Origin of the sequence: Hyphomonas oceanitis SCH89 (genome assembly GCF_000685295.1) — a bacterium.
Taxonomy (GTDB): domain Bacteria; phylum Pseudomonadota; class Alphaproteobacteria; order Caulobacterales; family Hyphomonadaceae; genus Hyphomonas; species Hyphomonas oceanitis.
Genome location: NZ_ARYL01000002.1, coordinates 178,398 through 193,592 on the forward strand (window position 1 = coordinate 178,398; position 15,195 = coordinate 193,592).

Genomic DNA, 15,195 nt, shown 5'->3' on the forward strand with positions numbered 1-15,195 from the left:
GAGCCGGTGTGGGACAACCCTCGCCGCACATGAATACATACGGCTAGGACCCTGCCCATGACTGGCGTGAACGATATCCGCGAATCCTTCCTCTCCTTCTTTGAGAAGCAGGGCCATACGCGCCGTGCCTCGGCGCCGCTCGTGCCTCAGAACGATCCGACTCTGCTGTTCGTCAATGCCGGCATGGTGCCATTCAAGAACATTTTTACCGGCGCCGAGACGCCGTTCGCGCCCCGGGCGACGACCTCGCAGAAATGTGTCCGGGCCGGTGGTAAGCATAATGACCTCGACAATGTCGGCTATACCGCGCGCCACCACACCTTCTTCGAAATGCTCGGCAACTTCTCCTTTGGCGACTATTTCAAGGAACAGGCGATCCAGTATGGCTGGGACCTGGTCACCAAAGAGTTCGGTCTTGATCCCAAACGCCTGCTCGTAACCGTCTATGCCGAGGATGACGAGGCAGCGGCTCTCTGGAAGAAGATTGCTGGCCTGCCGGACGACCGGATCATCCGTATCGCCACGTCGGACAATTTCTGGTCCATGGGCGATACCGGCCCATGCGGACCTTGTTCGGAAATCTTCTACGATCACGGAGACAAGATTCCAGGTGGCCCTCCCGGCAGCCCGGACGAGGATGGTGACCGCTTTATCGAGATCTGGAACCTGGTCTTCATGCAGTTCGAACAGTCGGCCGACGGCTCGCGCACGTCGCTACCCAAGCCATCGATCGATACGGGCATGGGGCTGGAGCGTATCGCGGCGGTCCTGCAGGGCGTTCACAACAATTACGAGATCGACCTCTTCGCCAACCTGATCAAGGCCGAGGAAGACCTCTACGGCGCCAAGGCCGAAGGCGACCATCTCGCCTCGTTCCGCGTCATCGCAGACCATTTGCGTACGTCCGCCTTCCTGATCGCGGATGGCGTGCTGCCCTCCAATGAAGGCCGCGGCTATGTGCTGCGCCGCATCATGCGCCGCGCGATGCGCCACGGGCACCTGCTTGGGGCGCGTGAGCCGATGATGCATCGCCTGACGCCCGCCCTGATCGGCGAGATGGGCAAGGCCTATCCCGAACTCGGCCGCGCCAAGGCCGCGATTGAATCCGCGCTTGAGCAGGAAGAGGGCCGTTTCCAGCGTACGTTGGGCCGCGGCCTCTCGTTGCTGGATGAGGCAACGACCGGCCTCGGCGCGGGTGACGCGCTTCCCGGCGAGACCGCCTTCCGTCTTTATGATACGTTCGGCTTCCCGCTCGACCTGACGCAGGACATCCTGCGTTCGCGCGGCATGTCGGTAGATACCGATGCGTTCGACGCGGCCATGGACGTCCAGCGCGAGGGCTCGCGGAGCGCGGGCTTTACCTCTGGCGATACGGCGACGGATGACATCTGGTTTGCCGTGCGCGACAAATCCGGCGCCACGAAATTCGGCGGTTATGCGGCGACCGAAGACCAGGGCAAGCTTGTGGCCATCGCGGCAGGCGGTGCACTCGTCGATATGCTGGAGCCCGGCGCGGTTGAACTCGTGTTCGACGCAACGCCTTTCTATGCCGAAAGCGGCGGCCAGGCTGGCGACCATGGCGAAATCACATTCGATGGCGGCGCGCGCTTCATCGTGCGCGACGTGCAGAAGCGCGCCGGCGATGTGCACGTGCATGTCGGTGAACTTGTCAGCGGCTCCGCCAAACTTGGCGCGAATGCGAAGCTGCATGTCGACGCTGTGCGCCGCAAGGCCGTGATGGCCAATCACTCGGCCACGCACCTCCTGCATGCGGCGCTGCGCAATGTGCTCGGCGAGCATGTGACGCAGAAGGGCTCGCTCGTCGAAGCCGATCGCCTGCGGTTCGATTTCTCGCATGGCGCGCCGGTGACGGCCGCGCAGATCGAGGCAATCGAAGATCAGGTGAATGCCGTGATCCGCCAGAACACGGCCGCCGAGATCAAGGTCACCACGCCGGAGAAGGCCATTGAGGCTGGAGCGCTTGCCCTGTTCGGCGAGAAATATGGCGACGAGGTCCGCGTCCTCTCCATGGGCCGGGGCGAAGGCAAGGCCTATTCGGTTGAGCTTTGCGGCGGCATTCATGTCGAGCGCACAGGCGATATTGCCGTATTCGTGATAACGTCCGAGGGCGGCGTCTCCGCTGGCGTGCGCCGTATCGAGGCTGCGACGGGGGCCGAGGCGCTGGCCTATCTGAAAGGCCGTGCACGCATTGCAGAGGATCTCGCCGAGAGCCTGAAAGTGCCGCTGAAGGATGTGCCGCGCAAGGTCAGCGCGCTGACGGACGAGCGCCGTTCGCTGGAGAAGGACCTGGCCGAGGCCAAGCGCAAGCTGGCCATGGGCGGCGGTGGCAGTGCGCCAGCCGGACCGGAAGTGATCAATGGCGTCAACCTTATCGCGCGTGTCGCTGAAGGCGTGGGCGGCAAGGACCTGCGCGCGCTGGTCGATGAGGCCAAGGCCAAGATCGGCTCGGGCGTCGTGGCCTTTGTCGGCGTCGCCGATGGCAAGGCCGGTGTTGCGATTGGCGTGACGGCAGATCTGACGTCGAAGTTCTCGGCAGTTGATCTGGTGAAGGTCGCAGCGGCGGCTCTCGGTGGTCAGGGCGGCGGTGGCCGTCCGGACATGGCGCAGGCCGGCGGCCCGGATGCCAGCAAGGCGGACGAGGCCATCGCAGCTGTCAAAGCAGCGCTGGCAGGCTAGGCCGCGTCGCCTAATATCAAGATAGGTTTGGGCCGCCGCGGTTGGTCATAGCCAGCCAGGGCGTCCTGCCAGTCAGCTAATCTGACTTCTCGTATTGCTGGAAGCGCCGTACTGTTCAGGCGTGGCCACAGCGTGTCGAAGCAGGTGTGCCATTGCTGCGGCGTCATCGCGGCGAGGCTGTCGCGCATATGGAAACGCCGGTGATGGGCGCGTGGCCTTGGGTTGCCGGGCAGGACGGGCCGGCCGGTGAGCAGGCCGTAGCTGACAAAGTCGGTGTCTGCGGGCATGGCCTTCAGGATCAGCGAACCGGGCTCGCCGCCAAGCGCATCAAACGTGACGTCAGCTGAGGCGGCAGCAGCCGTAAGCTGATCTGCGTCACAGAGCTGTATGGCTTCGACGCCCCTGCGGGTGAGCGCAGATTTGTGCTCGGGCGCGCGATAAATGCCGGTCACCCGGCTGGCGCCTGCTGCGAGGGCCCATTGCGCGAGCAGGCTGGCGCAGGTTGAGCCAGCCGCCGTGAGCAGGACATGGGTGCCTTTCACGGGCCATGCGTCCAGCATCAGCTGGGCAGCAAGCGGATTGATATAACCACGGGCGGCGATGGTGCTGTCGATGGAGGGCGGTACGGGTATGGCGAGGTCAGGATCGCAGTCGACATAGGCTTGCCATGTGCCAGGTCCGCGAAGGGGGAGGACGCGCTTGCCGATCAGATGCGCGTGGCTCGCTGGCGCCGCGATGACTTCGCCGACGCCTTCATAACCCGCGACCAAGGGCGGGCTGACGCGGTGGGCATAGGCGCCGGTGATGGGTATCAGGTCGGATGGATTGACCGGGGCCATCTGCATCTTCACGCGCAGCAGATGGGGCGGGCGCGGCGAGAGCGGCACGCGCTCAAGTTTCAGTGCCTCAGATGGTGGGCCAAAACGGCGATAGATGAGGGCGGTATTTTCCATCGCGCGACCCTGGATTTGAATGGTCGGAGTGAGAGGATTTGAACCTCCGACCCCTGCCTCCCGAAGGCAGTGCTCTACCAGGCTGAGCCACACTCCGAACCGAAGAGCGGCGTATTTACGCCCGCCGCAGGATTTTTCAAGGGGGTCAGCCGGCCACTGTGAGCAGCGGTTCTTCGGCGCCCGGTTGCCACTGGGCGTGCTTGGTCATGATGGACTTGAAGAGCGGGCTGGCAAGGTGGCCCGCAAGCCAGTCCTGTAATGCGGGAAGGGATTGGGCGGTGAACCATTCGCGGTCTGTGGCGGCGAACTGGCGCACGAAGGGGAAGAGGGCCATGTCGGCGAGACTGCGCTGCGGGCCGAGGAGCTGGCCGCCTGAGGCGGCAATGCAGGCGTTCCATTCGGTGAGGATGGAGAGGCCGTCAGCGCGTTGGTCTTCCGGGTCCACGCCGTCATAGCGGTTTGGATATTTGTAGCGGTCGAGCGCGTGCTTGAAAGGGCCGTCGCTCTGGACGATGAGAGCATCCGTTTCGGCACTGTTTGCATCCAGCCAGTTTTCGGGATCGTTCCGGGCGAGGGCCCATTTCATCACGTCGAGGCTTTCGTCGATGACGGTGCCATCCGGCAGGACGAGGACCGGGACGGTGCCTTTGGGGCTGGCGGCGAGCATGGCGGCGGGCTTGTCGCGCAGCACAACTTCGCGGATGCGGATTTGGGCGCCGCTGATCGCGAGGGCGAGGCGGGCGCGCATGGCATAGGGGCAGCGGCGGAAGGAATAGAGGACGGGCAGGCTCATGCGTCCTCGCTCCGGCGTGCCTCCGGACCCATGTGTTTTTCGCCACGGGCCTTGGCGAGGTCGATCTGCTTCTGGCGTTCGGCAAAGCGGGCGCGCTGGTCGTCGCTCATCTCGCTGATGCAGTGTGGGCAGGAGACGCCGGCCTCAAAGGCCGCGTGCTGTTTGTCGGCCTCGGTGATCGGACGTTTGCAGGCATGGCACATGTCATAGGAGCCGGGCGTGAGATCGTGCCGGACGGAGACGCGCTCGTCGAACACGAAACATTCGCCCTGCCATTTGCTGTCCTGCTCGGGCACGGTTTCGAGATATTTGAGGATGCCGCCTTCGAGATGGAAGACGTGGTCGATGCCCTCGGCCTTGACGAAGCTGGTCGCCTTTTCGCAGCGTATGCCGCCGGTGCAGAACATGGCGACCTTGGGCTTGCGTCCTTCGGATTCGAGCTTGGCGCGGAATTCGCGGAACCAGTCCGGGAATTCGCGGAAGGTCTTGGTGTTCGGGTCCACGGCGCCTTCGAATGTGCCGATGGCGACTTCATAATCGTTGCGCGTGTCGATGAGGACGGTGTCCGGGTCTGAGATCAGCGCGTTCCAGGCCTCGGGCGCGACATAGGTGCCGACGATGGCGTTCGGGTCTGTGCCCGGCACGCCCATGGAGACGATTTCGCGCTTCAGGCGGACCTTGAGGCGCAGGAAGGGCATCTCGTCGGCCTCGGCAAACTTGGCCTGCAGCGTCTCGCAACCGGGCAGGGCGCGCATGGCGGCAAGGGCCGTATCGATGGCCTTGGCTGTGCCGGCGATGGTGCCGTTGACGCCTTCGGTGGCGAGGAGGACCGTGCCTTTGACGCCTGACGCCTCCAGCGTTTCGGCCAGAGGTGCGCGGCGGGACTCGAAGTCCGGCAGGGCGAAGAATTTGTAGAAGGCGGCAACTTTGAAGGTCATGGCTGCCGCTTATGGCAGATCGCGGCGGGAATTTGAATAAGGGGCTGCACGTATGACGCCTGTGGGGGCGCTTGGGGGTGGGAACTGGCTTTTCGGGATTGGGTTCGCGGTCAGGTATGCGGCAGCGGCAGCAAGTAAGCCCGCACACCCTGCGCGGGCAGAGGTGCGGGCGTGCGACTGGCCGGGATTCGCCGCCCCTGCCTGCGCAGGGGACACGGGCTGCTGGTTTCGTCTGTGAGGGCAAGCCTCAGCCGAGGCGACACCGGTGCCCGAAAACAGCCCGAACGATGCCCGGACAGGTCGTCAGATGCACGAATGAGGACAACGCGGCCTGTCTTGCTGAGGCCCCAGAACATTTGAGAGCCGGGCCCGCCATTGACCTGGAACCACGCCATGAGGCGCTGGATCCTGAAATAGATCAGTGGCCAGATGGCGAGCAAGTACCAAGGCAGGCCCTGCATGGGGCGGAAGAGGCTGTAGTCCGACATTGGGCGTATTATACGCCGGGACGGTTTGGGGTTGGATAAGTTCGTGCCCTCCCTCTCCATTGGGAGAGGGATCGAGGGTGAGGGGTAGCGATGTTGAGGCGCTCAGGATTGGCCGCAACGACTTCTGTTCAGGGGCATCGCTGAAACGTATGTCTTGGGTGGAGACTTGGGTGCCCCCTCACCCCCAACCCCCTCTCCCACGGGGAGAGGGGGCTTTTGAGGAGTTGATGATGGGCTTGGCCATGGTTCCGGGTTAGAGACGGGGGGATAATTCAGGAGACCTGCCGATGACCCATATCCTTGCCATTTCCGGAAGCCTGCGGAAGGCGTCTTATAATTCGGGGCTGGTGCGCGCGGCCGAGGCGCTGGCGCTGGAGGGGGTGCAGGTTACGGGCATGGCCCTGCATGGCATTCCGCTTTATGATGGAGATGTGGAAGCGGCGGAGGGCATTCCGGCGGCCGTGACGGCGTTGAAGGATGCGATCCGGGCGGCTGACGGCGTTTTGCTGGTGACGCCGGAATACAATAACGGGATTCCGGGCGTGTTCAAAAACGCGGTGGACTGGACGTCGCGGCCAGCCTCGGAGATTGGCGAGATATTCGGCGGCAAGCCGGTGGCTATTATCGGTGCGTCGCTGGGTGGGTTCGGCACGATCCTGTCGCAGAACCATTGGCTGCCGGTGATCCGCACGCTGGGCATGCGACCCTGGTTCGAGGGGCGGCTGCTGGTGTCGCGGGCATCGGGCCTGTTCGATAGCGAGGGCAACCTGACGGATGACGAAACCCGCAAGAAGCTTAGCGATTTCGTGGCCGGGTTTGCGGCCTTTGCAGGCGCTTAAGAGCCGGGACGAATAAGGACGGTCTGGAAGCGCTGGTAGCCGAGCTGTTTCTCGTCGGCGGTCTGGCGATAGGCGCGGTATTCGCCGATGGGGGTGGCGGCGATGCCAGCTTGGGTCAGGCGCTCTGCGACGGCAGCAGCGCGGCGATAGGCGAGGGTCTGGTTGTCAAAGCGGCGCAGCTCGCCCGCCGTAGAGGCATAACCGACAGTTTCGACTGTTGTGACGGACCAGTGCTGGAGTGCCCAGATACTATTGCCCAGAACGGCTTCACCTTCCGGCGAAAGGACCGCTTCGCCATTGTCGAAATTGATCAGCGGGAGTTCGCTGACGGGCGGCACGAGACGGATTTTCCATTCGGGGAAATTGGTCTGCAGACCGGCTTCCATCGTGCGATAGGCCGAGATCGACAGGCCGTCATGCGGCGTCGCCATGAGCGTGGCGGTCTTCGCATCGGCATTGATATCGGCGGCGGCGAGTTCGAACGGGATGGCAGCGCGCAGCTCGGTCTCGGTCTGGCGAAGCTCGCCGAAGGTCTGCAGGCGCGATATCTCGGCGCGCAGGGGCGCGGCGATGGATGTGTCTGCCATGCGCAGGAAGGCTTCGGCCTCGAGCGTCTTGTCCTCGTTGATGAGAACCTGGCCGAGATTGATGTCCACCGGGCGGCCGAGGCGTTTGGTCAGCTCTGCGGTGAGCTGGCTGGCGGCGTCCGGCACGCGGGTGCGGGTCAGGATGGTGGCGTCGACGCGGATGTCTTCGCGCTTTGGAAACTGGACCGAGACGTCCGAGATGCGGGCCTCGTTATCGTCGAACGGGTCGAGCAGGGCGTCCTTCACCGTGTTGATGGCAGTGGCCTCATAGGCAATGTCGCGCAGGGCGATGCCGAGGGGCAGTGAGAGGGCGGCGAACACAGTGAGGACCATTGCACTCTGAAACATCGTGCTGCGCGAGCCATGATCGGCGCCGAATCCATAGAGGCGCGAGAGGACCGTGACCGAGAGCGCGATGGCCAGAAGGTTGGTCATGAAGAGGAAGAAGGAGCCCCCCGCGACGGCCATGGAGCCGACGGCGAGGCCGTAGCCCGTGACCGCGAGCGGCGGCATCAGGGCGGTGGCGATGGCGACGCCGACAATGGTCTCGCCCTTGCGCTGGATAACGGCATAGCCGCCGGCCAGACCCGAGAAGATGGCGACGAGGAGGTCGAAGAAGTTCGGCCGTGTGCGGGCGATGATTTCCGGTGTGATCTCGGTCAGCGGTGACAGGCGTACGATGAGGAAAGAGATCGTGACGGCGGCGACGACGCCGAGGGCCATGGTGAAAATGGCGCGGCGCAGGGCGGCGAGATCGAGAATACTGAGCGAGAAGCCCATGAGCATGATTGGGCCCATGAGGGGCGAGATCAACATGGCGCCGATGATGACGGCTGGCGAGGAGAGTAGCAGGCCGAGTGTGGCGATGGCGCAGGACATGACCGCCATGAAGGCGTAGCGGCCGGATATCTGGCCTTCTTCGCAGGCATGGTCGACGACGGCTTCATGGTCGATCTTGCGGCCGAGACGTTTGAAAAAGACGCGGGCCTGCCGGCGCCATGTGTCGAGGTTTTCGACAGCGGTGGTTTTGTCAAAGGCCATGGTTTTCGTGTCTCTTCGTCCGGGAGGGTCTGACGGCTTTACATCAAAAACCATACGCATTCATTAGCGCGGACCGGATAGTTTATGTCTGGGTTTGCAGGCTGCATCGCCCGGATGGCGCGGGGAGTCTAGTCTGCGAGCACGCGGGGGAGCTTGAAGGTCACCGTTTCCTTGGCGGTCTCAATGCTGTCCATGGTGACGTCAAAGCGGGCGCGGCACGCGTCGATGACGCCCTGGACAAGGTCTTCCGGGGCGCTGGCGCCGGCGGTGAGGCCGAGCGTCGAGACGCCGTCGAACCAGGACCAGTCAATGTTGTCGGCGCTGGCAATGAGTTCGGCGCGGGCGGCCCCGGCGCGCAGGGCCACCTCGACGAGGCGGACGGAATTGGAGCTGGTGCGCGCGCCGATGACGAGGACGAGCCCGGCGCCGGGCGCGAGGACTTTCACGGCGTCCTGCCGGTTGGTCGTGGCGTAGCAGATGTCTTCCTTATGGGGCGCCGACATGGCCGGGAAGCGGCTTTGCAGCACGGCCACGATATCGGCCGTATCGTCGACAGATAGCGTAGTCTGGGTGACGAAGGCGAGGTTGTTCGGGTCTTTCGGTGCGAATCGTTCCGCATCGTCGACGGTTTCGATCAGCGTAATGGCGCCATTTGGCAGCTGGCCCATCGTGCCGATGACTTCCGGGTGGCCGGCATGGCCGATCAGGACGATTTCGCGGCCCTCAGTGCTGTGGCGTTCGGCCTCGACATGGACCTTGGAGACGAGCGGGCAGGTGGCGTCGACATAAATCATCTGGCGCGAGGCGGCCTCGGCAGGCACGGATTTCGGCACGCCGTGGGCCGAAAAGATGACCGGGCGATCGGTGGGGCATTCATCCAGTTCTTCAACGAATACAGCGCCCATGGCCTCAAGCCGGCTAACGACATGGGCATTGTGGACGATCTCGTGGCGCACATAGACGGGCGCGCCCCATTTCTTCAGCGCTTCCTCGACAATCTGGATCGCGCGGTCCACACCGGCGCAGAAACCGCGGGGGGCGGCAAGGCGAATGGTCAGGGCGGGTCTGTCGCTCATTTAATCATCTCCTGCCTCTGCAGCGTTGCGCCAAGGCGCCGAGCCCTTTAACACATCTCCAGCTACAGATGGACAGGCCCTTTCTACAGGCCAAGTAAGGACACGCCGACGCATGCGCAAACTTTTACCTCTCATCGCCGTTGTCCTCCTTGTCGGTTGCCAGTCCAAGGTGGCCGAAGCGTTTGATACGCGCCAGAATGCAGGACCCTGCCCACCGGTGGGTTCGCTCTATGATGTGTCGCGCTATGTCCAGTTCGCTGATCCTTCTGACGAGACCTATAACAAGATCGCCTATACGGCCGAAATTACCGATGTGCGCAGCTTCTGCCGCTATGCCGGCAAGGACCCGCTGGATGTACAGCTGGAAGTCGACTTCGCCTTCGGCAAGGGGCCTGCGGCCGACCAGGACGGTCACACCTATCCTTATTTCGTCGCGGTCACGCGCCGGAACGGCAAGGTTCTGGCCAAGGAATATTACAATGTGGACGCCGACTTCAACGGCAAGAAGCTGGACGGGAAGACGGAATCCTTCAGCAAGATCCTTATCCCGCGCCTGGATGAATCGATTGCCGGAACGAACTTCGAGATCGTTGTCGGCTTCGACCTGTCGGCAGACCAGCTTGAGTTCAACCGCGCGGGCAAGCGCTTCCTGCTCAACGCCGAAAAGTAGACCATGGCCAGCCTGACGAGAGACCTGACGGCGGCCGCGGGCGCCGCTTTCTCCGCCATGGGGCTGGAGGAACGCTGGGGCGCGGTGCGCCGCTCGGACAAGCCGGAACTGGCTGACTTCCAGTGCAATGGCGCGATGGGCGCGGCCAAGGCGGCCGGCAAGAACCCGCGCGAGATTGCCGCCGCCGTGGCAGATGCGCTGAAGGCCTATCCGCTGGTGCTTTCAGCAGAAGTGGCCGGGCCGGGCTTTATCAATATTCGCGTATCGGATGCGGCGCTGTCGGGCCGCGCAGCTGACGTGCTGGCCGATGCGTTGGCGGGCGCGGAGATGGCGCCGGACGCACAGGTGACGGTGATCGACTTTGGCGGGCCTAATGTGGCGAAGCCCATGCATGTCGGCCATCTGCGCTCGGCGGTGATCGGCGACACGCTGCAGCGCCTCCTGCGCTTCCTTGGCGACCGGGTGACGTCTGACACCCACCTTGGCGACTGGGGCCTGCAAATGGGCCACCTCGTGACGGAGCTTCACGACGAGCAGCCGGACCTGATCTATTTCGATGCCAATTATTCCGGGCCTTACCCGGAAGAGCCGCCTGTCACGATTGAGGATCTCGGGCGACTCTATCCCGCCGCGAGCAACAAGGCGAAGGCGGATGCAGAGCGCAACCAGCGTTCGCAGAATGCCGTGGCCGAGCTGCAGGCGGGACGGCCCGGCTATCGCGCGCTGCTGAAGCATTTCATCGACGTGTCGGTGGCGGCGCTGAAAGTGGACTATGCGTTCCTGAACGTTTCGTTCGACCTGTGGAAGGGCGAGAGCGATGTGGACCACCTGATCCCCGGCCTGATCGAACAGTTCCGCACAGCTGGCCTCGCCGAGGAAAGCGATGGCGCGCTGATCGTTCATGTCGCCAAGGAGAGCGACAAGAAAGAGATGCCGCCGGTCATGCTGCTTAATTCGCGCGGCGGCACGGGCTATCACACGACCGATCTTGCCACGATCGAGGACCGGATGAGCACGATGCATCCGGTACCGGAGCGCATGCTCTATGTGGTGGACCAGCGCCAGGCCCTGCATTTCGAGCAGGTGTTCCGCGCAGCAGAACTGGTGGGCCTGATCGACGAAGGCCATATGGAACATATCGGTTTTGGTACGGTGAACGGGCCGGACGGCAAACCGTTCAAGACGCGCGAAGGCGGCGTGCTGCGCCTCGCTGACCTGAACGCGATGGCGTTCGAGGAGGCCGACCGAAAGCTTGGCGCCGCAAACCTGCCGGAGGACATGGGCACCGACGAGCGAGCGAATGTCGCGCGGCTCGTCGCGGTTGCGGCCCTGCGCTTTGCCGACCTGCAAAACACGCGCACGACGAATTACGTGTTCGACCTCGACCGCTTCACGAGCTTTGAAGGCAAGACGGGCCCCTACCTGATGTATGCCGCCGTGCGCATCAAGTCGCTGCTGCGGCGAGCGGAAGCGGCTGGCAATGCGCCGGGCGAGATTGCCGTGGGCCATGATGCAGAGCGCGCACTGGTGCTGGCGCTGGATGGTTTCGGTGCGGCGCTGCTGGGCGCGCGCGAAAAGCGGATGCCGCACATATTGTGCGAACATGTCTATGGCCTGAGCCAGGCGTTCAGTGCTTTTTATGGCGCGCTTCCGATTGCCAATGAAAGCGACCCTGCGCTGCGGGCAAGCCGGTTGGCGTTGGCGAGCGCCGTGCTGAAGCAGCTGGAAGCGGGTCTCGGCATTCTTGGTATCGAGGTGCCTGAGCGGATGTAAGGGTGAGCCTTACGTCAGTCGTTGTGGCGCAGCAGGATCCAGTCGACCTTGCCGAGCACGAAATCATCCTTCGCGGCGCGCTCCCATAGGGGCGTATGGTGGTCGCCAACAATCAGGATGTCCGTGTTGGCGAGATCCGGGTCAGACGCGATTTCGTTGACTTCTTCAAACACGATCGCCCAGAGGTTTGTCAGTTCGCACACTGTCTTGTTGCGGATTTTCGGTGTGTCGGACCGGCAGCCCATCGTATCTTCCGGGCTGTCGACATAGGGGATGTGGCTGTTGAGCGTCAGCCAGTAGATGAATTTGGGCGTATCCGGTTCGGTCTTTAGTCTCGCGTGAACGGCCTTGCCGACATCCGCATCGCAGAGGCCATTAAACACGCTGCCGCAGCGCTGCACGAAGTGTTCCGGTTGTTCGACTTGGAGCTGGTCCATGAATTCCATTTTCTGGAAGCCAATGCGCGGGTACCATTTGTCCCTCTGGAACATGTCCATCGTGAATCCGTGGAAGGCGATCGTGTCATAGCCGGCCGCGCCCAGCTGGTTCGGCAGGCAATTATCGGTCGGGGCGCCGGTGAGATAGTCGATATAGTCGCCCCAGCGGTTGCATAATTCGCGCGACGCGGCGCCGGTGGTGGAGCCGGAATAATAGGTCTGGCCGTCTTCGACGCTGAAGCGGCCTTCGGGCAGGTTTTTGGTCAGGACCGATGTCAGAAGCTGGCGTGCTTCCGGGTCGGCATAGGCGCCCATGCCCTCAACCACGACGATCAGCAGGTTGGCGTGCTCACCGATAATTGCGTCCGCGCTGAGGCCGGACATTGTGCGGGCGCTCTGGAAGGGGACGTCGGGCTTGTTGAAGTAAGGCTGTGTCCACGCAAGGTCCGCGCCGGAAAGGGCGGCTGCCAGCAGCAGGGCGGGGACCAGCGAGGCCTGGCGGAGCGCCGCCCGGTTCCGGCTGATCAGCTAGGCCGACAGCGCCGACGTCGCCGTGACAACAAGCACAATACAGACATAGAGCGCTGACTTGGCCGGATTGATCGAGGCCGAGTATTTGAGCGAATCCAGCGCCACATCAAAGGGCAGATGGAAGGCCATCATGACCATCAGGGTCAGATCGATGAGGGCCGCGAGCAGGAACAGAATGAAGGTCAGGCGGGCGGGCAGGAAGAGGCCGGCGATGCCTGCCGCGAGAAAGAGGAGGGGCGAGATCAGTCGCGAGGCGATATAGAAGGGCGCGACGAGCAGGAACAACACGTTCGGGATGACGACTGCGAAGAGCGCGAACAGGAGAGCGTTGCGCGAGAAAAGCGCATAGCCCTTATCGGCCGCCGGTGCTCGCGTGGTTGTGAGCATTGTCACCAATATCTGCCAAAGCCATCCATCTGACAGACGTGTTATCTCATAACCCCTAAAACCCGATTAATCATGGCGGATGCCGCGGGGCAGGTGATCGAATAGCAGGCACATTGTGGATAGGGCGATGGCTGGCATAGTCCCGACTTGCCGGGGGGCTGAATTCGGTCTAGTTCCGGAATCAATTCAAACCCTGTCCCGGGAGAGAGCAGTCCTTAGAGGCTGCCGCCGAAGGCGCAACCGCCCCGGAAACGCTCAGGCAAAAGGACCGGACAGGGTCAACACGCTGGAAAGAGGCCTTCGAGGCCTCGCCGAAGGAGCAAGCCCGTATGTCGGGCGGAATCTCTCAGGCGCCCAGGACAGCGGGGGCGACGGTATTTCGGCCATGGGCCGATCCGTCACCCTTTGGATTGATGGCGCTATGGCTGATGACACACACGACGACCTGAAGCGAACCCCGCTTTATGACTTGCATGAAAAGCTGGGCGCCAAGCTCGTGCCGTTCGCGGGCTATGAAATGCCCGTTCAATATCCGATGGGCGTGATGGACGAGCACAAATGGACACGGACGCATGCCGGCCTGTTCGATGTCAGCCACATGGGCCCGTGCTTCCTGTCGCTGGAAGAGGGCATTGGCGGCGGTGACGAGGCACATGCCAAGATCGCCGCGCTGGTCGAGACATTGGTGCCGAGCGACATTACCGGCCTGAAACAGGGCCAGGCGCGCCTGACCGTTCTGCTGAACGAAGAGGGCGGGATCCTCGACGACCTGATCATTACGCGCCCGCTGGGCGATGAGGCGCAGGGCAGCCTGTACATCGTCGTCAATGGCGCGGTGAAGGAGCAGGACTGGGCGATCTTCGAGAAAGCGCTTGAAGGCAAGGCTGTGCTGACGCGCGCTGATGACCGCATCCTGTTTGCGCTGCAAGGACCTGAAGCTGTAGACGTGATGAGTGATTTCTTCCCCGGCTGCGAAGAGCTGAAATTCATGCACCACATGCCGTTCGAGCTGAACGGGACACGGTGCATCGTGTCGCGCTGCGGCTATACGGGCGAAGACGGGTTCGAAGTATTGGTGAGCCCGGCCGCGGGCCTGCCGCTGATCGACGAGATGCTGACGGATGAGCGGGTCGAGATGATCGGCCTTGGCGCGCGGGACTCGCTGCGGCTTGAGGCGGGCCTCTGCCTCTATGGGCATGACATGGACCCGTCGCGTGACCCGATCGAGGCAGACCTTGGCTGGGTGATCCAGCGCAAACGCCGCGAGGGTGGCGACTTCCCCGGCGCGGCGCGGATTCTTGCGAGCATACAGGACGGCGTCGCCGAGAAGCGCGTGGGCATCCGCCCGCTGGAGCGCGCACCGGCCCGGGAAGGCACCGCGATTGAGATTGACGGCAAAGTGGTGGGCGTTGTGACGTCCGGCGGCTTTGGGCCGACGGTCGATCATCCGGTCGCCATGGGATATGTCGCGGTCGCCCATGCGGCGCCGGGCACGAAAATCGACCTGATGGTCAGAGGCAAGGCACGGCCGGGCGAAGTGGTCGCGCTGCCGTTTGTTCCACACAATTACAAGCGATAGGGCAGAGATTATGAGCACGAAACTGACCGAACAGGTGACGTTCTATACCGAGGAACATGAATGGGTGACCGTCCATGGCGAACTCGGCACTGTGGGCATCACCAAATTTGCCGCCGAGCAGCTGGGCGACGTGGTGTTCGTCGAGACGCCGGAAGTCGGCAAGGTGTTCAAGAAGGGCGACGACATGGCCGTCGTCGAGAGCGTGAAAGCCGCATCGGACGTGTACGCACCGGTTAGCGGCGAAGTGGTCGATGCCAATGCGGTGCTGGCCGACAAGCCGGAGACCGTGAACGAGCACCCCGAGACCGAAGGCTGGTTCTGCGTGATCCGCCTGTCGCATGGCGAAGAATTGTCCGGCCTGATGGACAAGGACGCCTATCTCGAATTCTGCAAAGGCCTTTAATCC

Annotated in this window: 14 protein-coding genes, 1 tRNA gene and 2 riboswitches; of the genes, 6 read left to right on the top strand and 9 right to left on the bottom strand. The window is 63.1% G+C overall.

The window, feature by feature from the left end; genetic code table 11:
• Positions 1–57: 57 nt before the first annotated feature.
• Positions 58–2,697: an alanine--tRNA ligase gene (gene alaS, locus HOC_RS02355; RefSeq protein WP_035535583.1), complete on the top strand. Its 2,640-nt coding sequence runs from the start codon at positions 58–60 to the stop codon at positions 2,695–2,697.
• Here the strand turns inward: alaS and HOC_RS02360 are convergent.
• The 5 genes from HOC_RS02360 to HOC_RS02380 all read right to left on the bottom strand — a co-directional run bounded on the left by HOC_RS02360 (position 2,694) and on the right by HOC_RS02380 (position 5,869).
• On the bottom strand, positions 2,694–3,650 hold the full coding sequence (locus HOC_RS02360) for a zinc-dependent alcohol dehydrogenase family protein (RefSeq protein WP_035535584.1): 957 nt from the start codon (positions 3,648–3,650) through the stop codon (positions 2,694–2,696). The two genes, alaS and HOC_RS02360, sit on opposite strands and share 4 nt — an antisense overlap.
• 20 nt (positions 3,651–3,670) lie before the next feature.
• A tRNA-Pro gene (locus tag HOC_RS02365) sits at positions 3,671–3,747 on the bottom strand.
• A 48-nt stretch (positions 3,748–3,795) separates the two neighbouring features.
• Positions 3,796–4,443: a glutathione S-transferase gene (locus HOC_RS02370; RefSeq protein ID WP_035535587.1), complete on the bottom strand. Its 648-nt coding sequence runs from the start codon at positions 4,441–4,443 to the stop codon at positions 3,796–3,798.
• On the bottom strand, positions 4,440–5,381 hold the full coding sequence (gene trhO / locus HOC_RS02375; protein ID WP_035535589.1) for an oxygen-dependent tRNA uridine(34) hydroxylase TrhO: 942 nt from the start codon (positions 5,379–5,381) through the stop codon (positions 4,440–4,442). Before trhO ends, HOC_RS02370 begins: the two co-directional genes overlap by 4 nt.
• Before the next feature lie 110 nt (positions 5,382–5,491).
• The gene (locus tag HOC_RS02380) at positions 5,492–5,869 is read right to left on the bottom strand and encodes a hypothetical protein (RefSeq protein ID WP_035535591.1); all 378 of its coding nucleotides are present in this window, start codon (positions 5,867–5,869) and stop codon (positions 5,492–5,494) included.
• 287 nt (positions 5,870–6,156) lie between these two features.
• Here HOC_RS02380 and HOC_RS02385 point away from each other — a divergent pair, with 287 nt between their 5' ends.
• Positions 6,157–6,708 carry an NADPH-dependent FMN reductase gene (locus tag HOC_RS02385; protein ID WP_035535594.1) on the top strand — a complete coding sequence of 184 codons (552 nt, stop codon included), beginning with the start codon at positions 6,157–6,159 and terminating at the stop codon, positions 6,706–6,708.
• On the opposite strand, the gene HOC_RS02390 is transcribed toward HOC_RS02385, so the two are convergent.
• Both HOC_RS02390 and ispH read right to left on the bottom strand, forming a co-directional pair.
• Positions 6,705–8,336 (bottom strand): DUF389 domain-containing protein, encoded by a 1,632-nt coding sequence (locus HOC_RS02390; protein ID WP_051624448.1) that lies wholly within the window; start codon positions 8,334–8,336, stop codon positions 6,705–6,707. The two genes, HOC_RS02385 and HOC_RS02390, sit on opposite strands and share 4 nt — an antisense overlap.
• Positions 8,337–8,464: 128 nt before the next feature.
• Positions 8,465–9,412, bottom strand: a complete 948-nt coding sequence (ispH, locus tag HOC_RS02395) for a 4-hydroxy-3-methylbut-2-enyl diphosphate reductase (RefSeq protein ID WP_035535595.1) — start codon at positions 9,410–9,412, stop codon at positions 8,465–8,467.
• Positions 9,413–9,524: 112 nt separating this feature from the next.
• On the opposite strand from ispH, the gene HOC_RS02400 reads away from it, so the two are divergent.
• Together HOC_RS02400 and argS are read left to right on the top strand one after the other, a co-directional pair.
• Entirely contained in the window at positions 9,525–10,082 is a 558-nt protein-coding gene (locus tag HOC_RS02400) for a hypothetical protein (protein WP_035535597.1), read from the top strand.
• A 3-nt stretch (positions 10,083–10,085) separates the two neighbouring features.
• Positions 10,086–11,855 carry an arginine--tRNA ligase gene (gene argS, locus HOC_RS02405; protein ID WP_035535600.1) on the top strand — a complete coding sequence of 590 codons (1,770 nt, stop codon included), beginning with the start codon at positions 10,086–10,088 and terminating at the stop codon, positions 11,853–11,855.
• Between the two features lie 14 nt (positions 11,856–11,869).
• Here argS and HOC_RS02410 read toward each other — a convergent pair whose 3' ends face one another.
• Positions 11,870–12,676, bottom strand: a complete 807-nt coding sequence (locus tag HOC_RS02410; RefSeq protein ID WP_035535602.1) for a sulfatase-like hydrolase/transferase — start codon at positions 12,674–12,676, stop codon at positions 11,870–11,872.
• Between the two features lie 144 nt (positions 12,677–12,820).
• On the bottom strand, positions 12,821–13,216 hold the full coding sequence (locus tag HOC_RS02415; RefSeq protein ID WP_156950345.1) for a hypothetical protein: 396 nt from the start codon (positions 13,214–13,216) through the stop codon (positions 12,821–12,823).
• A gap of 182 nt (positions 13,217–13,398) precedes the next feature.
• A riboswitch (glycine riboswitch) is annotated at positions 13,399–13,491 on the top strand.
• A gap of 1 nt (position 13,492) precedes the next feature.
• Positions 13,493–13,577, top strand: a riboswitch (glycine riboswitch).
• Positions 13,578–13,631: 54 nt separating this feature from the next.
• On the opposite strand from HOC_RS02415, the gene gcvT reads away from it, so the two are divergent.
• Both gcvT and gcvH read left to right on the top strand, forming a co-directional pair.
• Positions 13,632–14,789, top strand: a complete 1,158-nt coding sequence (gcvT, locus tag HOC_RS02420) for a glycine cleavage system aminomethyltransferase GcvT (RefSeq protein ID WP_035535764.1) — start codon at positions 13,632–13,634, stop codon at positions 14,787–14,789.
• 10 nt (positions 14,790–14,799) lie between these two features.
• A complete protein-coding gene (gcvH, locus tag HOC_RS02425) occupies positions 14,800–15,192 on the top strand; it encodes a glycine cleavage system protein GcvH (protein WP_035535606.1) in 393 nt (130 codons plus the stop codon).
• Positions 15,193–15,195: the final 3 nt, after the last annotated feature.